Annotated in this window: 20 protein-coding genes; 13 read left to right on the plus strand and 7 right to left on the minus strand. The window is 41.1% G+C overall.

Going from position 1 to position 20167, the window contains the following annotated elements; translation table 11 throughout:
• Window positions 1-139: 139 nt before the first annotated feature.
• Genes GYM62_RS14810 through GYM62_RS14825 form a run of 4 tightly spaced genes read right to left on the minus strand, consistent with a single transcriptional unit; the run spans window position 140 to window position 6227 of the window.
• Window positions 140-3304 carry a hypothetical protein gene (locus GYM62_RS14810; RefSeq protein WP_219956993.1) on the minus strand — a complete coding sequence of 1055 codons (3165 nt, stop codon included), beginning with the start codon at window positions 3302-3304 and terminating at the stop codon, window positions 140-142.
• Window positions 3294-3851: an ABC-three component system middle component 1 gene (locus tag GYM62_RS14815; protein WP_219956994.1), complete on the minus strand. Its 558-nt coding sequence runs from the start codon at window positions 3849-3851 to the stop codon at window positions 3294-3296. Before GYM62_RS14815 ends, GYM62_RS14810 begins: the two co-directional genes overlap by 11 nt.
• On the minus strand, window positions 3829-5166 hold the full coding sequence (locus tag GYM62_RS14820) for an ABC-three component system protein (protein WP_219956995.1): 1338 nt from the start codon (window positions 5164-5166) through the stop codon (window positions 3829-3831). Before GYM62_RS14820 ends, GYM62_RS14815 begins: the two co-directional genes overlap by 23 nt.
• Window positions 5163-6227 carry a ComEC/Rec2 family competence protein gene (locus GYM62_RS14825; protein ID WP_219956996.1) on the minus strand — a complete coding sequence of 355 codons (1065 nt, stop codon included), beginning with the start codon at window positions 6225-6227 and terminating at the stop codon, window positions 5163-5165. Before GYM62_RS14825 ends, GYM62_RS14820 begins: the two co-directional genes overlap by 4 nt.
• 395 nt (window positions 6228-6622) lie before the next feature.
• On the opposite strand from GYM62_RS14825, the gene GYM62_RS14830 reads away from it, so the two are divergent.
• On the plus strand, window positions 6623-6823 hold the full coding sequence (locus GYM62_RS14830) for a hypothetical protein (RefSeq protein ID WP_219956997.1): 201 nt from the start codon (window positions 6623-6625) through the stop codon (window positions 6821-6823).
• Window positions 6824-6861: 38 nt separating this feature from the next.
• On the opposite strand, the gene GYM62_RS14835 is transcribed toward GYM62_RS14830, so the two are convergent.
• The 3 genes from GYM62_RS14835 to GYM62_RS14845 all read right to left on the minus strand — a co-directional run bounded on the left by GYM62_RS14835 (window position 6862) and on the right by GYM62_RS14845 (window position 8448).
• Window positions 6862-7089: a hypothetical protein gene (locus GYM62_RS14835; RefSeq protein ID WP_219956998.1), complete on the minus strand. Its 228-nt coding sequence runs from the start codon at window positions 7087-7089 to the stop codon at window positions 6862-6864.
• A gap of 112 nt (window positions 7090-7201) precedes the next feature.
• A complete protein-coding gene (locus GYM62_RS14840) occupies window positions 7202-7417 on the minus strand; it encodes a hypothetical protein (protein ID WP_219956999.1) in 216 nt (71 codons plus the stop codon).
• A gap of 125 nt (window positions 7418-7542) precedes the next feature.
• Window positions 7543-8448: an ArdC family protein gene (locus GYM62_RS14845; protein ID WP_219957000.1), complete on the minus strand. Its 906-nt coding sequence runs from the start codon at window positions 8446-8448 to the stop codon at window positions 7543-7545.
• A gap of 772 nt (window positions 8449-9220) precedes the next feature.
• Between GYM62_RS14845 and GYM62_RS14850 the strand changes: the two genes are divergently transcribed.
• From GYM62_RS14850 to GYM62_RS14905, 12 genes are all read left to right on the plus strand, one after another.
• The gene (locus tag GYM62_RS14850) at window positions 9221-9769 is read left to right on the plus strand and encodes a DUF6642 family protein (RefSeq protein WP_219957001.1); all 549 of its coding nucleotides are present in this window, start codon (window positions 9221-9223) and stop codon (window positions 9767-9769) included.
• A gap of 9 nt (window positions 9770-9778) precedes the next feature.
• Window positions 9779-11260 carry a class I SAM-dependent DNA methyltransferase gene (locus GYM62_RS14855; RefSeq protein WP_219957002.1) on the plus strand — a complete coding sequence of 494 codons (1482 nt, stop codon included), beginning with the start codon at window positions 9779-9781 and terminating at the stop codon, window positions 11258-11260.
• Window positions 11261-11262: 2 nt separating this feature from the next.
• Window positions 11263-13068: a DUF262 domain-containing protein gene (locus GYM62_RS14860; RefSeq protein WP_219957003.1), complete on the plus strand. Its 1806-nt coding sequence runs from the start codon at window positions 11263-11265 to the stop codon at window positions 13066-13068.
• The gene (locus GYM62_RS14865) at window positions 13065-14525 is read left to right on the plus strand and encodes a class I SAM-dependent DNA methyltransferase (protein ID WP_219957004.1); all 1461 of its coding nucleotides are present in this window, start codon (window positions 13065-13067) and stop codon (window positions 14523-14525) included. The genes GYM62_RS14860 and GYM62_RS14865 overlap by 4 nt, the downstream gene beginning before the upstream one ends.
• Before the next feature lie 2 nt (window positions 14526-14527).
• On the plus strand, window positions 14528-15658 hold the full coding sequence (locus GYM62_RS14870) for a restriction endonuclease subunit S (RefSeq protein WP_219957005.1): 1131 nt from the start codon (window positions 14528-14530) through the stop codon (window positions 15656-15658).
• Window positions 15659-15688: 30 nt separating this feature from the next.
• Window positions 15689-16048, plus strand: coding sequence for a hypothetical protein (locus GYM62_RS14875; RefSeq protein WP_219957006.1), 360 nt, complete (start codon window positions 15689-15691; stop codon window positions 16046-16048).
• Window positions 16049-16145: 97 nt separating this feature from the next.
• A complete protein-coding gene (locus GYM62_RS14880) occupies window positions 16146-16706 on the plus strand; it encodes a hypothetical protein (RefSeq protein ID WP_219957007.1) in 561 nt (186 codons plus the stop codon).
• 1 nt (window position 16707) lies between these two features.
• The gene (locus tag GYM62_RS14885) at window positions 16708-17808 is read left to right on the plus strand and encodes a hypothetical protein (protein ID WP_219957008.1); all 1101 of its coding nucleotides are present in this window, start codon (window positions 16708-16710) and stop codon (window positions 17806-17808) included.
• Window positions 17809-17822: 14 nt separating this feature from the next.
• Window positions 17823-18512, plus strand: a complete 690-nt coding sequence (locus tag GYM62_RS14890) for a hypothetical protein (protein WP_219957009.1) — start codon at window positions 17823-17825, stop codon at window positions 18510-18512.
• Window positions 18500-19117 (plus strand): hypothetical protein, encoded by a 618-nt coding sequence (locus GYM62_RS14895; RefSeq protein ID WP_219957010.1) that lies wholly within the window; start codon window positions 18500-18502, stop codon window positions 19115-19117. The genes GYM62_RS14890 and GYM62_RS14895 overlap by 13 nt, the downstream gene beginning before the upstream one ends.
• Entirely contained in the window at window positions 19114-19593 is a 480-nt protein-coding gene (locus tag GYM62_RS14900) for a hypothetical protein (RefSeq protein ID WP_219957011.1), read from the plus strand. The genes GYM62_RS14895 and GYM62_RS14900 overlap by 4 nt, the downstream gene beginning before the upstream one ends.
• Window positions 19590-20120 carry a hypothetical protein gene (locus GYM62_RS14905; protein ID WP_219957012.1) on the plus strand — a complete coding sequence of 177 codons (531 nt, stop codon included), beginning with the start codon at window positions 19590-19592 and terminating at the stop codon, window positions 20118-20120. The genes GYM62_RS14900 and GYM62_RS14905 overlap by 4 nt, the downstream gene beginning before the upstream one ends.
• Window positions 20121-20167 lie beyond the last annotated feature (47 nt).

The following is a 20167-nucleotide window of genomic DNA, read 5'->3' on the forward strand; positions in this document are numbered from 1 at the left end:
AGTCAACTTGGCGAAGCGAACTAGGATCAGCCCAATGACATAATCCGTTTTTTTTCGGATTCCATAATTGCTATGAATACAGGCTTAATCACACTAGGTCTTCTGCGAACTGAGACCTATCGACATTATTAAAATTTTTCTAATAAATTTCATCTCGTTTCACCTTACCGAAGGTTTCTAGTTCTATGAATTTGGAATCAAAGAGATTTGTCGGTATTTTTTTCTGCAATAGATTATGGAAATTCTCATCGTGTGTTGACAGAATGATTTGTTTTTTATTATTGTGAACCAGGCTTCGGAGCAAATCGATTGTAGATAAAATATTAATGCTGTCCATGCTCTGGATGGGATCATCGATAAAAATACAGTCCACGTACTTGCCACTCTTATCGGTTACGTTTAGCGCTTTGGCTAAAAATATGCTCAGGCTGAGAATATTCAACTGGGCGGTACTGAAATAGAGGTTCGGGATGAGCATTTCTTCTCCGGTATCTCCAACTACGCAAACATTGAGCTTGGGCTTATCGTCCTTAAAATCACACAGGAAGCGGATTTTGCGGTAAGTTGGATGCGGATCGATCTTTTCGTACAGGTCGTTGATCAGGTCCTGGTAGAAGAATGAACTGATCTCTTTGTCCAGGTGTGTTGCTACTTTATTCTTTTCGGTGTTTAGCCTTTTTCTGACGGTATCTTTCAGAAATCCGAGCTGTTCCCTGAGATCCCGCTCTTCCCGTACGGACATCTGATATTTCAAATATGGCAATACTGCTTTGAGCTGCTCTTTTAGCACCTGGAGATCTAGCTGTGTCCTTTGGTCTTTTTCTATATCGCTTTTCAGGCGTCTGTCGAATTCCAGAAGAAAATCTTTTGCAGTATTTGGTTCATCTGGAAAGTAACTGAATTCCCTAATTAGGAAGGATTCGAAGGAACTAATGGCTTCTTCTGCCTGGTTTAAAGATTTTCTTGCCTGTCGCACCTGTGCGTCCACGTCTTCCCGGTTCATGCCAATGATGGGTGCAGAGGTTTCTGCTACCATTAGAGCTTTTTCTGCTCGCTGTTTTTCCAGATCATCTTTTGCATGGTCGAGTTTTGTTGAAAAGGCTTCTAACTCTTCCGGGTCTGGAGTTCCTAGCTCTAGGTTTTTTAAGGAATATTCCAGTACACGGAGATAGTCCTGCCGCTCGGCCAATTCTTCCTGGCGGCTTACAAAGAGCTCGATCTGTTTTTTTGTGGTTTCGAATTTTTCTCTGGCCAGGTCTGCCTTGGCTTTAGCCTCAATCGTATTTTCCTTGGCTGTTGTCAGTTCTTTTTCCTGTTGTCCGATTTGGCGATCTAATTCGGACAGGTAGTCAGTGTATGTGTTATTGTTTAAAAGTCCTTTAAAATCAAGCTTGGTCTGGTTGATCTCCGCAAGAGCTCTATCGATAGTTTCCAAGTCTCTTTTCATCGAAGACTCTTCGGCAAGCTGTTTTTTCAGTTTATCGTCAAAGCCGTCCAATTCATTCCTGAAATCAGCTTCCATTTCTTGACGCAGCTGATTGATCGTTTCGAGCGTCTGGTTTTGCTGCTGCTGAAGAATGGTACGCTGTTCCAGCATTATCTGGAGGTCTTTAGCTAGCAGTGTATTTCCGGCAATGTTGCTGGCTAGATCAGAATAAGTTTTGAAATCATGGTTGCACAACGGGCATTCGCTGGTCTGGGTTCTGTTAACGATCTGTGATCCCAAGGCTACCAGTCTTTCAATTTCACTGTTGAATTCTTCCCTGCTTTGGATCTGCGTGTCCAGGTTGATGAGTTGTGCGCGGATTTGATCGTCTCGTTTCTGCTCTTGTTCGGCTTTTTCAATACGTTCTACAAAACTGGCGTATTGTTGATCCGCGGTATTTGGGTATTTTCCGATGGAAAGGCCGGTTAAATTATCCTCGACACGTTTAATGTGTTGCTGCGTGGTAACGATTTTTTGACCGATCTCCGTTAACTTGTCCTGCTCATTGCTTTTTTGGTTGAACAGCTTAGTTTCCTCTGACTGATCCTGTTTTACTTTTTGCTCGATAGACTGGGCATCTTTTTTTCGGTTCAGAGTCGCGGAAATCTGGTTCAGTTTATTGTTTTCCGCTTCTGCAGCCTTTAGGATTGCATTATTCGCTTCAGCAAGCGAAGCCTCAGCCTTATCACGTTGATCCGCTGCATTTCGGGCATTGGTTTTTTCTGCATCAATTTCTTTTTGGGTCTGGACGTATCCAGGAAAAATGCGCTGGATTTCCTTTACTTCTGCCTGGCTCTTCTGGATTTCTGCCACCTGATCAAGCAGGACGTTCAGCTCGTCATTCAATTTGCTCAAGTCGTCGAGACTATTCAGGCGGGATTTGTAGGTTTCGTATAGTTTTCGTACTTCCGGCATTCTTGCCTGCTGGGCCTCGTATTGGTTCAGGCCTAATACCTCTTCGTTACCTTGAAAAGCAAGTTTTATCACATTCAGGACGCCGTTATTTTTGTTGAGCTGGAAGACTAGGGCGTGCTGTAATTCGATCAACTGGCTATCATAGTGCACAAAATCTTTATCGCTAAAGTCAGAATCGATCAGCGTTAGCTCACTATAAATGCTTCTAAGGCCGGTGATTTTATCGTTGACCTTTTTCAGGATTTCATGGTCGCCGTTGAACTGGATTTCTTTTTGGACACCTTTAAGATCTGTGGTTAACTGCTTGATCTTCGCATCTGTGGTTTTGATCAGGCTGACTATCGAAGTATAGTACTTATCGAGCTGCTGGTTGCCAAAATAGCTAATAAAGGTTTTGTAACGTTCTGCTGCATCATCTTCTTTTAAAAATGCATCAATCCATTCCTGGGAAAGGATAACTTTCTGGAAAAAATCGTTTTCTGTTTCCTTGCTGTCGAACTTATAATCGACCATACCACTCCGGGGTATGGGGATGTTGCGGACGGTTGGTTTATCAGAATTTGTGGTAAAGAGCTTTACATATCCTTGGGTGGCATCGTCGGCATTGTGGTTGCGCAGAATCTGGTACTTGCTTTTGTGCTCAGGGCTACCTTCCTCGCTGTTAATGTTTTTTTGAGACTTGCTGCTTTCCTGGTTGAATTTCTGCTTTCTCAGGAAACGGTGGATATTGCTGGTATATCCCCATTCTACCGCGTCGTAAAAAGAGGTCTTACCGAATCCGTTTGGAGCATAGATTGAAATGAAGTCCGCATTGCGCTGGTTATTCAGCTGAAAATCAAATGTACCGTCTTCGGCTTTATCATAAGCACGGAAGGCCTGTATCTCGACTTTTTTAAATTTCATCCTTAAAGCTCCTTTCTATTTTTTTTAGCAGGTCATCATAATCAATCGCTTTTTTCTTTTTATCATCAACGTCAGCGAGAATCTTGTTAAGCACTGCAGTGATTGCCTGATCCTGTACAAATGGACTCGGCGCCGGCTGCGGGGTATTGATGGTGAGGCTGGAATTAGTGATATGGTTAGAAATAATTTCCTCCATTTTTCCGCGATCAAGCGCTTCATTAAATTCTTCTATCACGATCTTCCTGCTGGAGATCGGATCATTTTCTATCCGGTATTTTAATCCTTTCTCCATCTTTTGCTTGCTCAGGTAAAAAAGATAAAGGTTCCAGCGCTCAAAATCGGTTTCGATTTTGGTCTGGTAATATAATGCGACAGCATTGGAAATTTCTTCCCATAGCAGCTGGATCAGTTCGTCCAATTCAAACCGGACGAATACCGTTGTTACCCATCCACCATATTCAATCCGGTGGAATTCAACTGTTGCCCCTGGGAAAAGGTCTTTTAATATCTCTATCGCTTTATTTCTAAGGATTAAATACTGCTCCATATTCTAGTTTTAATTTATCTAGGTATTCCTGGTCGGTTTCCAGCGCACTGTACTCGTCATGTTTTCTACTGATGGATTTTCCTTTGAAATAATCCATGTGTACGAACTTGTAGTGATCGAAGGGAAAGATCTTTCCATCGTTAATCTTTAGTTTGTGTCTTTCTCTTGTTTTTCTAGCGCTGGCGATCAGGGGAATGTTACCATCAATAATATACTGATCATCTCTTGCTGGCGGTTTACGGGTAGAAATTACTACCGTTCCCTCATCTGCGAGCCCCAGATAGTCGGAATAGGCGATATTGGAGAGTTCGCTGCTCCAGTCTTTATCCGAATCGGAGTGTAACAGGCGGACGGTATTGAACAAGTCTTCCAGATCCTTCTCCGCTATTATCCTGTCTTGAATGATTTGCATGACTGTTATGAATTCCAGCCAGATTTTCCAGATTTCCTTGCCCTGAAGGATTTCTTCTTTTTGCTCTGCTATCAGCAGCCGTTTTGCAAATTGTTTTTTGATTATGTGTGGCGCTGCCCCGCTTTGGGTAACTGATCTCGCCTTATCTAGCAGAAAAGCTTTTATGCCCGCGATATTGTTTTGCGAAAACCCGGCATCCAGATCGAAAGCCTCGTCCATCAGGAAGGAGAAACAGCTTAGGTGTGCTGGTAACAGCTGGCAAAGTGTATCAGGATTTTGATCAATGATTTCATCAAAGGATGTTAGGGGGAAAAATTCTGCTCTGCCCATGTTTTCTCCAAATGCCCTGGCCATATTGGTTTCAATGCCTGCAATCATTACGTTATTTTGGTGAAGAATAAGTACGGGACCACCGGACTGTCCAGTCACTTCCTCCTGATTGGCGTTCCCTGCTAACGTAAATTCTCTGGCGTTGTCATTGTGGCCCATGATCTGCGTAATTGCATCTGAACGGAACCAAAGACTTTTGTTGGCTAAATTCGCTTGTCTTCTGGTGGCGGGGTATCCTAATAAAGCATAACCTGCGTTCATTTGTTCATTAAGTTCGTCGCTACGGTAAATTGAGCTGACTCCTTGAATGCGAGGTACGGTGATGATGGCGATATCCAGCTGGGGATGGGGAAAATAGTTTTGACCGAGCGCCAGAGTCTGGAAAGGTATTTCTCTTGCTGTCCAGCTCGCACCGTTTTGTTCAAACCGGGTGAGCATGTTCAGCTGATCGCCCTCATCTAACAGATTGTGCTTTGCGGTAAGGATATAGCTATAGCCGATATCCATTGGCTGAAAGATGCACCCACTGCCGTTATTGACGATCACCACATATGGTCTAAGCTGATCACTCATATATTGATGTCGTTTGCGTCAAAAAACTGGAATTTATTATAATCTATCCTGTCCTGTGGATTAAAAATTAGACCGGTCAGCTCAGGATAATTGAAATATATCCTGGATTCCGGGTTATTCTCGATGATCCTCGCCAATAGCACTTTGTCCGGATGACCGTGGCTAAGGCCATGGGCACTGATCACGTACCTATCGGTAGCAATTGCTCTGAGGAGTTCTGAACTCGTGTTCGCTTTACTTCCGTGATGTGAGATCTTGACAAATTTTACCGGTAGGGGATTACTTTTGTTGTATCCCAGTTCATTCAGCTGTTTGAGCACAACACCGGGATGACTGTCCCCTAAAAAGAGATATTTGTCCTGATTTTTGTACGTCAGAATAAATGCGATGGAGCTCCCATTGGCGACACGGTCATCTTCTTCAAAAGTGTCTTTTGCAAGGCATTCTTTTAGAGTCTCTGAGTAGCCTGCATATTTGGCTGAGGTATTGTAATTGGGATCTTCTTTCTTCCAGAGTGTTAACAATTTGGTCATTTTATCTATGTCAGGTGAGAGAAACTCAAATTTGAGCTCACCTAATTCTATACTCTTGCCTCCAAAAATTACAATTCCATCGATCAGGTTATTTTCCTCTAGCCATTTGTTGAAGGTTGCTCCCTGGGGAATACTGGTTTTATAATCCGCTTTGATGTGTAACGAGATCTCAAGCTCAGGATTTTCCGCCATCGCCAAGTGCGCCGCGATGATCTTGCCAGAGTTGAACCAGACCTTACCAATAACTTCGTGAGCACGGGAATCGTCTTGGATCCAGGAGAGAATTCCATCGATGTGGTCATCATCCACGTGAGTCAATATCAAAAGGTCGATTTTTAAATCTTGACATCGCAGCTCCTGAACCAATAAATGAAGTTCACCGTATTCTGGCTTGCCTTTTTTGCCTTTGCGTAAATAGGTTTGCGATGGCCCCCCGTCAATTAAAATGTTTCTACGGACACCGTCCTTATCTCTATAAGAGATTAGAATAGCGTCCCCGTTAAATGCTTTGAGAAATTTTACGTTCAATTTTGTGAAATATTTTTGATACTAACTCCAAATTAACAAAGGTTCCAAATGTGGCCAGTCACATTCTAAATCCTAAGTTAACGATATGTTTGAAAAACATTTTAATGTAAAAGTAAATCAGTTTTTTATATCAATAAATGAATGATAAAAGGACGAATGTGAATAATGTCTCAATAAAACACTGGTTCAGTCAGCCTTGCTAATTCAATTAAAACTAAATCCCACCATTTTAAGACTTCGAAAAGAATCCTGATTATTAAATAATTAGACCTCTGTTTCAATAAAAAAATCAAAATATCTTTATACTTTTATATAAATATACATTTACATTTTTAAATGCAACAACTTTGAATTAGGATCGTAAATTCTTATAATGAAATCTTGAATGCTTGACTATGTGGAATACAATTAAATTTTTAGGAACCATTTTCATCAGCTTCATTGCAATGATTGGAGCATTGGGAGCAGAAAATCCTTTTCCGCTTTTTGCGGTGGCCTGGGGGATTTGGATACTCTATATCGTAAGTCTACGGACAAAAAGAAAAAAGGAATTAGACAGAGAGCGACTAATACGGGAAATATTGGACAAGCTTTAAAATTTTCCCTAATTTCAAATAGGCATCCCCCTCTCTCTTTATTCCCTAAAGCACGCTGCTAGCTTGATTGCGTCTCCATCGTCAAGTGATGAAATCGCTAACAAACACAATTCCTTTAGGCGGCGTCCAGCTGCAAGTCGCTCATAGGGTAATTTCAAATTAGTAGCACAAATTCTCCGAATGTTCAAACGGATATGCTCTTCCAAGATTACCAATTCCTCCCGGAGACGCTCTTCTTCAAATGTTAATTTTCTTGACAAATTCATGTCAATATTTTAAACGCTCGAAATCACTATTGCAAGAATTACTCCCTTTTAAAAAATGACAAGGTTTTCAAAGTTTATGGAATGGGGATTTCTAACCAAAACTTATAGCCTGTTAGTTTTCTAGATTCCACATCCATCTTTTGGCAGCTAGTTTCCAATCTCCAATTCGATCTCCGAACTGCGAACTCCAATAAGTTGATCGGTGAAAATAAAAGAAAACTTCCCCTTCTTCTTTTACGAATCTGTGGATTAAGAAATATAGCCTGACTTGATTTAGAGTAGGTATCCAGCAACCTGATTTTTTTTGTTTTTTTGCTCCATTACTCATGGTCTTTCTGTTTTAGTGGAGCAATAAACTTCCTATAAGAATTTTTCTATTTCTCAGAAGTACCACCGGAGGTGGTTGAAATTTTAGGTGGCGCGTCAAAGGAAAAAATGAGTAAAAAAGGGGGATTACTCCTCCCCCTCCTGGTCAATTCCAAGGATGTAATTGGCTGCTTGATGTGCCTTTTGCGCAGCATAGATCAGCATTTTTGGATCTTCCTGTAGTGGCTTAAACCATCCCTTCAGATAGGCCAAGGAGTTTTTGAAATTGGCATCCTTGATTCCGGCAAGTGCATTCAAAAAACTGGCTCCCATTTCGGCTATCAATTCCTCTTTTGAATATTCAACAGAACCAAAGCCAACCAAAGCCGGTCTTTCTGCAAATCTTCCTAATCTGCGGGCATGGCCTGTGCTATGGATCATTTCATGAAAAAGGACTGAATAATATTGCTCGTCTCCTTTGAAGGATTCCTTTTCCGGCATATTGATAAAATCTCTGGATGGGCTGTAAAATGCCTCGTCTCCCTCATGAAAGATATTCGGACAGGTGGTGTAGCCTGCAATGATGGATTCGCAAGCCTCAATCGGAGAAAAGATTTTCAGCTCCTCTTCATTGAAAGAGAAATCAATTCCTTCAATCTGATCAACATTGAAAACGGTCCAAATAAACGGAGTGAATTTTCTACCAAAGATATCTTGGTCCTGTCCATCTTCGTTGGTGGTTTGACCTTTGACAAACTTGGAGATTTTCCAAAATACAACCTTTGAACCTCTTTCGTCTTTCTTGACATTTCCGCCAAGGTGCTTTGCCTGATTATAGGTCAGGAAATAAGGACTTTTGAATTTTTTGGAGATAGTCACCCAGGCCAGCCAAAGTGCATTGAATCCCAAATAAGGACGGTTGGAAGCATAATTCTTCGGAGAGTTTTTAGGACTCCATACTTGTTCCCAAGTAAGGTTTTCATTTTGGATGCCTTCGATGATTTCGTTGGTAACGGTCTCCGCTAATTGGTTGAAATTTTCCCAAGCTTTCATGGTTGTAGAGTTTTAAAATGTGACAGAAAAGGATTGATAAAGCGATTATTGATTTGTCTATCAGCCACATAAAGCCCAGTAATATCCAAGGATATTAGGAAGATCGACCCGACACTTAAACCGAGATTTTTCCCGAGTACAAGGGGTAATTTTTTGGAAGTGAAGGGCGATATGTGGACTCGAAGTGACATTTTTTTTATCCACTGGTATTGAGGTTCTGACCGACATGCAACCCATAGAGGGTGGCTCTGCATAAGGCAAAAGCCTGGGATAAAAAACTGGGAGGAAGTCCGAAGGAGACCCTGTTTTTTAGATCAGGGCGGAGCGCACTTTTGACTGTTGCAGGTTCGCACTCAACCTTTGCATCGTCGTATCAGACCCCGAAGACCGGGGGATTGAGAAGGAAAAAATGGAACGGAACGCTCACCGACCGAAACGGACAAAAATCTCGATGTACTCGGAAGAAAAATCGAAAAGAGGCTTGCCCCCTAAAGGAGGCCCGGGCTACGGCTTCACGATACGGCCTTCCCGAGTCCCAGGCTTGCCGGGACTTAGGAGAAGGGTAAGTGGAGTGAAGCGGTAGCCGTGTAGAGTGAAAGCCCTTTCCTAGCGTGTAGAGAAAGGAGCTGTCATTTGAAAAATGGTGCGACTGAATCGGAACGAAAGGAGTGGGCGAAACGGGGGGAATAATTTACAATTGTTTAATCCCTTTAAAAATTTACTTTTAAAACACCTCTTAAGTCTTTATTTTGAGCTTTAGTTACAATAATCCATGACCAAAAAAATATTTTGTCTAGAAGGGGAATGGGAAAAATCCCTAAAACCCAAGTATTCAGTGGAATCCTATCTCAACTATCTAGATGAGGCCTTTGGTATTGGGTATATCTACAGGAAAGTTAATTCAGCTGATTCCTTAGGAAAATATCTGACTACCCTTAAAAAAAAGGAATACGAAAAATATCAAGTGGTTTATTTGGCCTTCCATGGCGATAGGAGTTTGATTGAACTTGACCATTCTGATAGCCTCAACTTAATTCAACTAGCAGAACTAGTCGGGGAATCACTTCAAGGCAAGATAATTCACTTTGGAAGTTGTAAGACTCTTCTTGGTTCAGAAGCCAAACTATTAGAATTCAAAAAATCAACACGTGCCAAATTGGTATCAGGGTACACCAAAAGGGTTGATTTCTTTGAGTCCTCTTTACTTGATATGGCCTATCTCAAAAAAATCATGGCGTACAAAGACCCGAGAGATATAGATGATTTCCTTAAAAGAAATCATCCAGTTCTAGTGAAAAGGCTAGGCTTCAAAGTGATTTGATAAATTTAGATGAATACTAAAAAACTTACCCTCTCCCAACTTGAACAATACCTGTCCAAAGCAGCATGGATTCTGAAAGGTCCTGTGGATGCTTCTGACTTTAAAGTTTATATTTTCCCTCTTCTCTTTTTTAAGCGGCTATCGGACGTTTACGATGAAGAATATCAGGAGGCATTGGAGGAATCGGGAGGTGATATGGAATATGCTTCCTTACCGGAACTCCACCGATTTGAGATACCGGAAGGATGTCATTGGAAGGATGTTCGGGAAACCACCAGCAATGTGGGACAGGCAATTGAACGAGCATTTCGGGGTATTGAACAAGCCAATCAAGGACTACTCTATGGGATTTTTGGGGATGCCCAATGGAGTAACAAAAACAAACTGTCTGATCGACATCTCATAGATTTGATTGAGCACTTTTCTCAACACGTCCTTTCCAATTCCTTGGTTGATCCGGATATCTTGGGTCAGGCCTACGAATACTTGATCAAGCACTTTGCCGATTTGACCAATAAAAAGGCAGGTGAGTTTTACACTCCAAGATCTGTGGTCCATCTTCTAGGTTTGATTCTCGATCCGCATGAAGGGGAAAGCATTTACGATCCTGCCTGTGGTACCGGCGGAATGCTTTTGGAATGTGTTGATCACCTTCGGGAAGCGAATGAAGATTATCGGACACTCAGACTATATGGACAGGAAAAAAACCTGACTTCGAGTTCGATCGCTCGGATGAACATGTTTCTCCATGGAATAGAGGATTTTGAAATATTTCGTGGAGATACCTTAAGAAATCCGGCATTTTTCTCTGCCGATGGTTTGAAAACTTTTGATTGTGTCATTGCAAACCCTCCATTTTCCTTGGACGATTGGGGAAGTGAAAACTGGGCAAATGATCCCTATGGCCGTAACATAGCCGGAGTACCACCGAAAAGCAATGGAGACATGGCTTGGGTGCAGCACATGATCAAATCTATGAACAGTACCGGAAGGATGACGGTCGTTCTCCCTCATGGTGCATTGTTCCGAAAAGGTGCTGAGGGGAAGATCCGGGAGGCACTACTCAAACAGGATTTGTTGGAAGCAGTCATTGGATTGGGGTCCAATATTTTCTATGGGACTCAGTTGGCGGCCTGTGTGATGGTATTTAAGCAACAGAAATCACCAAGTCGAAGAGGAAAGGTATTATTCATCGACGGATCGGATCAGGTGCGGGTAGGTCGGGCTCAAAACTTCCTTGAACCTGAGCATGTCAAGCAGATTTTCGAATGGTATAGTCAATACGAGAATGTTCCCAATTATGTCCAAGTAGCGAGCTTGGCAGATATCGCAGAGAATGACTACAACCTCAATATCCCCCTCTATGTCGAAAAAGTCATTGAGGATAATCTTCCTACTGTGGAAGAAGCACTTACTGATTTGAAAAAAGCTTGGGAGGAAAGTCAGAAGGCAGAAGAACGATTCAAAACGATTTTATCAAAATTTTTATAAACATGGCATACGCAACACCAATTCCAATCAAAAAAGCAATTGAGCACATCCGAAAAAAACATTATGTCCTCCCTTCAATCCAACGGGAGTTTGTTTGGGATACCGATCAAATCGAAAAGCTTTTTGATTCTTTGATGCGAGATTATCCCATTAGTACATTTCTCTTTTGGAAAGTTGAAAAGCACAAAATCAAAGATTTTCAATTCTATGAATTTTTGAAAAGCTATCACGAATTGGATGGTAAACATAATAAAAAAGCAGATATAGGATGGGATGAGGATGTAACCGCAATACTTGATGGCCAACAGCGAATGACATCTATGTATTTGGGATTGACGGGGTCATATTCAAAAAAACTACCTTACTATTCCAAAAACAGCCGCCATGGTTACCCTGAGAAAAAGCTCTATCTAAACTTATTGAGAAAATCTAAAAACATTGAATTTGAGTTTGATTTCAAGTTTTTGACAAAAGAAGAAGCTGCAATTCTTACACCTGACCAATTTTGGTTTAAGGTTGGAGAAATATTAGAATTCATAGGTCCAGAAACCGTAATGGAATTTTTAATGACTCATGGCCTCACGGATTCATCTAAATATGAGCCAGAAAAAGGAAAGTTTGCCCTTAGAACTCTGACCAATTTATTTAATGTAATCCACCAAAAAGGAACCATTAGCTATTACCTAGAGGAAGGGGAAGAGCTGGATAAAGTCCTTCAGATTTTTATTCGGATAAATAGCGGTGGGACTAAATTAAGTTACTCGGATCTCCTATTATCGATTGCCACAGCTCAATGGAATGAAAAGGACGCCAGAGAAGTGATTCATGAATTTGTGGATGATATCAATAAGATTGGGGATGGATTTGACTTCAATAAGGACTTTATTCTGAAAGCATGCTTGGTGCTATGTGATTTCCCAGATATCAAGTTTAAGGTGGACAATTTCACCAAACAGAACATGGAGGAAATCGAAAAGAATTGGGATAAAATCTCAAATGCGATCCGATCCTCGGTGGAGTTGGTGGCGAAATATGGATATTACAGAGAAAACTTGTTGGCATCCAATGCCATCATCCCAATTGCCTATTTCGTTTACAAAAACGCTCTTTCGGACAAAATTCTCCATTCTGGTTCATTGGAAAGTGATCGTAAGTCAATCATGGAGTGGTTGGCCAGAGTCCTTTTGAAAGGAACCTTCGGCGGTACACCGGATGGTATCTATCCGGTAATGAGAAATCTTATCAACCAAAATCCTGGAGGGTTCCCGCTACCGGAAATAATTGAACACTATCGAGGAAAACGAAAATCCATTTCCTTCTCTTCAGATGACATCGAAAGTATTTTGGAGATTCAATATGGCACAAAGAGAAGTTACAGTGCGCTTTCTCTTCTTTATTCATCTTTGAATTTCTCTTTCAAATACCACCAAGATCATATCCATCCCAAATCCTTTTTCAACAAGCGAAAATTGGGGACTCTTGGTATCACCGATGAAAAAAAGAAGGATGAATTCATTGCCCGGTTCAATAAACTGGCAAACCTTCAACTCCTACAGGCTACCACCAATGTGGAGAAAAAAGATAAACCTTTTGAAGAATGGATTAATCAGAACTTTAAAACCGAAGCTGAAAAATCAAGCTACCTCTCAGCTAATCACATTGGCGTAGAGACATCCTTGAAACTGGAGGACTTCTTGGAATTCTACGATAAGAGAAGAGCTGATTTCAAATCCAAATTGATGGCACTACTTAATGTCAAAGCTGGGGAAGAAATAGAAATACTTGATTCTGAAGACGACGATCAATGACCCAACAAGAACTCGAAAAATACCTTTGGGGAGCGGCTAAAATCCTCCGGGGGACCATCGATGCCGGAGATTACAAGCAGTACATTTTCCCCCTGCTCTTTTTCAAGCGGATCTGTGACGTGTACGATGAGGAGTTTGAAAATGCCCTATCCGAAAGTGATGGAGACATGGAATATGCTGCCTTTGCGGAGCATCACCATTTTCAGGTACCCGAACAGGCTAGATGGTATCGGGTAAGGGAGACCACCACCAGCGTGGGGATGGCACTCCAAAACGCCATGCGGGAAATCGAAAAGGCCAATCCTGATACGCTCTACGGGATATTTGGGGATGCCAGTTGGACCAATAAAGAACGACTGTCCGATGCGACACTGAACAATCTGATCGAGCACTTTTCCAAGCAAAAGCTCAACCTAAGTGCCGTAGCCGATGACAAACTCGGCAATGCCTATGAATACCTGATCAAGGAGTTTGCCGATGACAGTGGACATACGGCAGCGGAGTTTTATACAAACCGGACGGTGGTCAAGCTGATGACCAAGATTATGGACCCTCAACCGGGGGAATCCGTCTATGACCCTACCTGCGGTTCAGGTGGACTCTTGCTCAACTGTGCCCTGCACCTGAAGGAAGAAGGAAAAGAGTACCGAACACTCAGGCTTTACGGACAGGAGATCAACCTGATCACCTCGGCCATCGCCCGGATGAACATGTTTATGCATGGGATCGAGGAGTTTAGCATCGTGAGGGGAGATACCTTGGCCCAACCTGCATTTTTGGAAAATGACGAACTCAAGAAGTTCAATGTGATCCTTGCCAATCCACCTTACTCCATCAAGGCCTGGGACCGAAAAAGCTTCGAAAACGATCCCTATGGCCGAAATATCTGGGGTACCCCGCCTCAAGGCTGTGCGGATTATGCTTTTCAACAGCATATACAAAAGAGCTTGGATGATCGAAACGGCAGATCCATTTCACTTTGGCCGCATGGAATTCTGTTTCGGGAGTCCGAAGCTGATATGCGCAGAAAGATGATCGAAGCCGACTTGGTGGAATGTGTGATTGGCTTGGGACCTAATCTATTTTACAACTCCCCCATGGAGGCCTGCCTTCTGATCACCAAAACCAACAAGTCAAAAGATCGAAAGGGAAAAGTATTGATCATCAATGCCGTAAAAGAGGTCAAGCAAGAGAAGAATATTGCCTACTTGGAAGAGAGGCATATCGAACGGATTTATGCGAGCTATCAAAACTTCCGAGATGAGGAAGGTTTTTCTAAGGTGCTGGATATCGATACGCTATTGGAAAACAAAGGTAGCCTAAACATTGCCCAATATGTCAGCAATGTGAATACCGAAGGAACCACCATTTCTTTTGATGCGGCTTTAAAGAATTGGGAGGAAAAATCATTCGAACTCAAGGCGAGTATGAAACAACTATTTGAAACATTGAGCTAAGGATGGAAGAGACTTTGGAAAAAATCAACCTGAATCACCTGGATAAATCTATTTGGGAAGCATTCCGATTTGAGGAGATCGCCCAAAAGTTATCCGAGACAGTCGATCCTAACTCCACCACCTTAGAAACCTACGTGGGATTGGAACATATCGATCCGGAGGATATTCATATCCGAAGATTTGGTTCACCGGATGATGTCAGCGGTGGCAAGCTAAAATGCTATCCCGGAGATGTGATTTTTGGGAAAAGACGTGCCTATCAGCGAAAGGCCGCCATAGTGAATTTTGAAGGGATTTGTTCTGCCCATGCCTTTGTATTTCGTGCCAATCCAGAGGTTATTAATCCCAAGCTATTCCCATTCTTTCTTCATTCCGATCAATTTATGCACCGGATGGTGGACATCTCGGTGGGCGGACTTTCTCCTACGATAAACTGGGGCGACCTCAAGCATCAAGAATTCCTCCTTCCTCCCAAATCCGAACAAGCCCGCTTGGCGGAATTGCTTTGGGCGATGGATGAGGTGATTGAGAGGGAGAAGGAGGTGTTGGAGAGGTTAAAAATTACCTCTCAAGTATTTTTTGAAAATGAAGTAAAGAAATCAAAGGGGAAGTACATGCCTTTAAAAAAGGTCCTTATTCCTAAGAAAGGGAAAAGCCAAATTCCGCATGCCATTAAAAAATATATTGGCCTGGAGCATATTGAATCTGGGTCTTTTAGATGCACCCAGTTTGGAGATTCAAATGAGGTACTCGCTCAATGTAATGTAATTGAAGAGGGAGATCTCTGCTACAGTAAGTTGAGACCTTATTTGGATAAAGCATTCATTGCTGAATTTAAAGCGGTTTCTACCACTGAACTTCTAGTATATGATACCCGATCAGCTTCGAAAGAATTTGTCCTACACCACTTTCATAGCATTCCATTTATCCAATTTGTATCTGGAAAGGGATTCGGCACGAAAATGCCTAGAGTTAGCGATAAGATTATAGGAGAATTTCAAATCAAAATATTAGAAGATGAAAATCTTTTACTCGGCAAAATGAGAGGCTTTCAGAACAACGAGAATAATTTGAAATTGCAAATCACCGAGTCCAAAGCCCTTCAAAAATCCTTAATCAATCAGATTTTTTAGTCTTTTCGAGTAACTAATGCTAGTGAGACCATGACCAAGAAGCAGCTTATTGACCAGATTAATACTCAGTTTAAAGGAAACTTGAATACAGACAACACCTGCTTCGCTAGTATCAATAAGTCAAAACGGGTATGGTGGGCAAATATTCCTGTTTCCAAATTTGCAGATGAAGTTCATTTGTTGCTAGCTGACACTGACCATTTTCTTTGGATCAGTTTGCCCAAAGGCTTTGTAAGGGACTTGGCGAGCACGTTTAGAATACGAGAAGATAAAAATGCGGTGGATTTGGAGATTTCTGCAGATAAAAACACCAGGTATTTGGCAGATGTAAAATCCGGGGGTACTGGTTTTGATTTTAGGAGGTATGTGAAGGAGGAAATAAGATATTGAAAGCGTTTCATCGGTGAGGAGGTGGATGTTTTTCCACAAAACCGACGTGCGGAATTCAGGATTATTGGCAGCAATATGCATGACAGATTTTTGAAATATGGAAAGAGAAGCATTAACACAGTTAAATGATGCGATCGCATCTTTACATGCCGCAGGGGATGTGTTTTCTTATGAAATAGATCGTGCGAGAAGGATTAAATTTCCAAGGGGGTTTTTGAGGACTTTCGATAGCTATCGTAGGCACTTTGATTTTATAGAAGATGATGTCATGAAGGAAAAGATTGTAATGCACATGCTTCACAGGGACACTTTGCATTGGTTATGGCTAAAAACTGATATCATCGCCCATGCTCGAATGATGGTAATCAAATTCCAGCTTGTCAATCTTGCTTCTATTCTCGAAGGTATTGTTAAGCATTTGGTTCCAAGAATGCCCCAAAAAAAGGATAACGTATACGATAGAATTGATTTACTTGCTAAGGATGGCTTAATTGAAAATCCAAAAGACCTTAAAGAGCTATGGGCAGCCAGAAATTCAATTCACCTTCATCTTGATAAAGTTGATAGTAACCTCGAATTTTCGGATCAGAACTATATCTTTTGGCATTCATCCTTGAGTAAGATGATTCAGGATTTGAATGTTTTCTTTTCCTCTTGATATGACTTATATACTAGGTTGGAAGAATTATACCTCTGTTTTTTTGGTCGGGGATAGTGTGATTACCATTGAGCATCCCAATGTTGATGGAAATAAAAACACCTTTAGAAATCAGACGTCATTTGGAGAGGATCATATTTATGAGGATGGGAAAACGGTTTCAGAAAAGTGGCTTAAACTATATGACTTAAAAGGCAAGATTATCATCGCTATCTCAGGCAATGTCCGAGATGCATATGAGGGAATTGAATCGCTCAATAAAGCTATAGCATCCCAAGCCAAATTTGATTTAAGGCAGGAAATCAAATACTCATTTTTCGGAAAGGAAGCTGGTATAATTATCGGATTTATAGAGAATGAAGAGCCAGTTCTGATTTCTTGTCACTGTAATGGATATCCATCATTTATTGAACATTCACCATATGAGGTTGTGCATTCGGGTACCATTCATCAAAGATTTAAAGATCAAACACAATCTGCATTTTCTCAATTCACAAAAAACGATTGGAATGATGACCAAATTTTGGCTTCAATAATTGCAGTAGCTCAGTCATTTTGTTTCCAAGAGGATATCATTTCCCAAGGAGTGGGAGGTTTTTTTTCAGGGATCAGGATGGATAGAACCGGAGTTGCTTGGCAGCCGGATTTGGTATTTTTTCCATTTTCTTACAACGGTATGGAGCTTCAGAACAATCAAGTTTCGGAAATTTTCGGAGCCATAAGACCTGTAATGACACAAGTGAGAGACTCCATTTTGTATTCATGTTCATCCGCAATAAAAGATGTCAAGAAATTCAAAAGACCATTTGCTAATTTTCAGCCTGAAGAAATTATAAAATCTGAGGGTTGGATAGATGCAAGACTCAAATGGGCTGCTAAATGGGGCAGGGAGTTGAATGAAAATTGGGAAGAATGTAAAGCTGATTACTACATATTTTATAATACAGATAAGCCAATTGTTGCTCTTGTTTACTCAAATGAAAAGAAACCTTTTGTAGTAAATGATAATTCTTTTGGGTCTACGAAGGAGGACTTCTATTTCCTTCTAACTATATTATCCTCCAAAGCAGATGAGGAATTGACCCTTTATACCGAATTTTAAATTGAAAGTTTTTCATGCTTCACGCTATCCACCATAATAAAATTCCAAGAGACCTATTCCGGGGAAATGAGGACTCTTTGACAGCAGCGGTTTTCGAGCGACTGAGGTACCTCCCCAAGGAACTAATTCATCATATTATCAATCAAGCAGTCTATCAAAACATTCCCGGATTGGACCTTTATCAAATGGAGAGTATGGAGTTTTGGCCCAATTGGGACCCTTCTGAAACTTCCAATTCCAACCGGGTGGAACCTGACGTTTTTATTCGCACACCAAAAATTGATGTGATTATAGAAGCCAAACGTTATGATCGATACCAGCAATCTTCTTTTCAATGGAAAAATCAAATTCAAGCCTACCATAATGAATACGGGGAGGACGGAAAAGATTTGATTTATATTGCTTTGGGTGGAATCCATGAATTGACATCATCCACTTTGGAGGTATTAGGCAGATCTTTTTTGATTTATAAAAGTGATTGGAGTCAGCTTCTCCAAGCAATTAAGGAGGTGAAAATAAATCTGGAACATGGCGCTGGTCTCTTGAATACGAACCATGCCATATTTAGAATCTTAGATGATTTGATTCTTTGCTTTTCTATGTATGGTTTTTCCACCTCCGATGGTTTTGACCGTTTTATTTCTCCAACGAAAATCAACTTCAATCCTCAAAGTCTCCAAATCCTTAATTCATGGACAAAATAACTCAAGCAGAATTCGAACGATCCCTTCAGGATGTCCGCCTTGCCTATCGGCTTTTGGCAGTTTATCAAAGAAGACTTTTGGACACTGTAGATTTTATTTTCAAGCAGTTTAGTACCTCTGAGGGAAAATGGTATGGTCATTTTAGTAATCCTGCAACCAACGCTAAATCCTTAAGTCTGAAAAGCTGGAGTTGGGATTGGTTATCCATGTATTTTTCGCAGTTCAAATCTTTAGAGCAACAGATTGGAGCTGACAAATACTATTTGCAGATTGTCCATATGGCAGACTCAGGCTATTTTGATGTAGCTAAATCCTCCAAAATCAATAAAACAGATGTAGATCAATTTGCCCCAGTGTCAATTTCCGAAAGCAAGCTCTTTTTCACTTTTAGTAAGAATACCAACGAGGCTCCGCTTCAATTTATCTTAAAAGACAAGGTAAACAGCTTGGAAAATAGGGTTTTGATTGTTGAAGGGGATTGGGCCGCAATTGCTTACCCGCTAAACGATTTCTTTGACAAGAATACTACCATGAAAGTTGTTTCAGAGCTGAAGACAGAATTTTCCAAAGCCTTTGGAATCGTGATTCCCAGAGAGACTTTATGAGTGATCATTTTTTTCATCTTTCCCTTTCATTAGTTACCCGAGAAGATTCCGGGCAATACTATTTTGGGTTTGAAAAAATTATTCCTGTTGATTCAGAATCACTTATCCGATCCAAACAACCCAAGATCTATGTGGTCAAATCGAATAAGGAGTTTCTCTATGTGGGTTACGCCTCTCAATCTCTGATTACTCGTTTCGGTCAGGGATTTCGTGCTGCGGGAAAAAACGGATACCATGGCTACAAATGGAAGAAACTTGAACAGGTTGAAGTTCATGTTTTTGTATTTCCCATACTAGCAGACACCTCTGCCAAAGAAAGTCGGCTATACTTCGAGGCAATCGAAGCTGAATTGGTATTTCAAATCCGAACCCACACCGGAAAATGGCCACTGTACCAGAATGAAATTCATTTCAATAATGAATTTAAGAAGGAGGCCATAAGAATAGCCGATGAACTATTAGCAGAACTTCAATGAGCGAGCGATCCTATTTTGAGCCAGATCCTGTACTTTTCTTTGAAGGGGTTCGCTCCAAAGAAGAGTTTATTAATGCTTATTTAGTAAAAGGGAACTTTGGCCAAAGCGTACCACGAGATGTGAAGGAAAGTTTCAAGACTGCTGAATACCTTATGGCTCACTCGTATTTTTACACTCCAATGTATGATGAAGCATTTCGCAAAGTGTTGGGAATTCATGAAATGGCGGTTAAGCTTCGATGTAAGGAGTTGGGAATTGAGTTGCTTAAGAAAGGAAAAGCTGGCAAGAAAGACCAGCCAAAGAACTTGGGGACATTGCATATTGAATTAATGAAAAGACTTGATCTTGAAATCTTCAGATATACTTTCGATAAGGTTCTGGAATACAGGAATGAAAAAGCCCATCCGGAGAAACATGCATTTGGTGGAACACTATACAAAATGCATATCGAAATGATCGTCAAGTTTATCAATTTGATTTTTGAGACAACTGCTGCCGGAAGTGATCTCAAGACTTCGGAATTATAGCAGTCAAACTTGAATTTCAACTAGATTTGTGGATATTAAGCATGTTT

The sequence above is a fragment of the Algoriphagus sp. NBT04N3 genome (assembly GCF_019443765.1).
GTDB lineage: Bacteria > Bacteroidota > Bacteroidia > Cytophagales > Cyclobacteriaceae > Algoriphagus > Algoriphagus ornithinivorans.

Bases quoted from the DNA above. Each gene is read 5' to 3' on its own strand.
- GYM62_RS14810 (WP_219956993.1), bottom strand. From the start codon at position 3,304: ATGAAATTTAAAAAAGTCGAGATACAGGCCTTCCGTGCTTATGATAAA.
- GYM62_RS14815 (WP_219956994.1), bottom strand. From the start codon at position 3,851: ATGGAGCAGTATTTAATCCTTAGAAATAAAGCGATAGAGATATTAAAA.
- GYM62_RS14820 (WP_219956995.1), bottom strand. From the start codon at position 5,166: ATGAGTGATCAGCTTAGACCATATGTGGTGATCGTCAATAACGGCAGT.
- GYM62_RS14830 (WP_219956997.1), top strand. From the start codon at position 6,623: ATGTGGAATACAATTAAATTTTTAGGAACCATTTTCATCAGCTTCATT.
- GYM62_RS14835 (WP_219956998.1), bottom strand. From the start codon at position 7,089: ATGAATTTGTCAAGAAAATTAACATTTGAAGAAGAGCGTCTCCGGGAG.
- GYM62_RS14840 (WP_219956999.1), bottom strand. From the start codon at position 7,417: ATGAGTAATGGAGCAAAAAAACAAAAAAAATCAGGTTGCTGGATACCT.
- GYM62_RS14845 (WP_219957000.1), bottom strand. From the start codon at position 8,448: ATGAAAGCTTGGGAAAATTTCAACCAATTAGCGGAGACCGTTACCAAC.
- GYM62_RS14850 (WP_219957001.1), top strand. From the start codon at position 9,221: ATGACCAAAAAAATATTTTGTCTAGAAGGGGAATGGGAAAAATCCCTA.
- GYM62_RS14855 (WP_219957002.1), top strand. From the start codon at position 9,779: ATGAATACTAAAAAACTTACCCTCTCCCAACTTGAACAATACCTGTCC.
- GYM62_RS14860 (WP_219957003.1), top strand. From the start codon at position 11,263: ATGGCATACGCAACACCAATTCCAATCAAAAAAGCAATTGAGCACATC.
- GYM62_RS14865 (WP_219957004.1), top strand. From the start codon at position 13,065: ATGACCCAACAAGAACTCGAAAAATACCTTTGGGGAGCGGCTAAAATC.
- GYM62_RS14870 (WP_219957005.1), top strand. From the start codon at position 14,528: ATGGAAGAGACTTTGGAAAAAATCAACCTGAATCACCTGGATAAATCT.
- GYM62_RS14875 (WP_219957006.1), top strand. From the start codon at position 15,689: ATGACCAAGAAGCAGCTTATTGACCAGATTAATACTCAGTTTAAAGGA.
- GYM62_RS14880 (WP_219957007.1), top strand. From the start codon at position 16,146: ATGGAAAGAGAAGCATTAACACAGTTAAATGATGCGATCGCATCTTTA.
- GYM62_RS14885 (WP_219957008.1), top strand. From the start codon at position 16,708: ATGACTTATATACTAGGTTGGAAGAATTATACCTCTGTTTTTTTGGTC.
- GYM62_RS14890 (WP_219957009.1), top strand. From the start codon at position 17,823: ATGCTTCACGCTATCCACCATAATAAAATTCCAAGAGACCTATTCCGG.
- GYM62_RS14895 (WP_219957010.1), top strand. From the start codon at position 18,500: ATGGACAAAATAACTCAAGCAGAATTCGAACGATCCCTTCAGGATGTC.
- GYM62_RS14900 (WP_219957011.1), top strand. From the start codon at position 19,114: ATGAGTGATCATTTTTTTCATCTTTCCCTTTCATTAGTTACCCGAGAA.
- GYM62_RS14905 (WP_219957012.1), top strand. From the start codon at position 19,590: ATGAGCGAGCGATCCTATTTTGAGCCAGATCCTGTACTTTTCTTTGAA.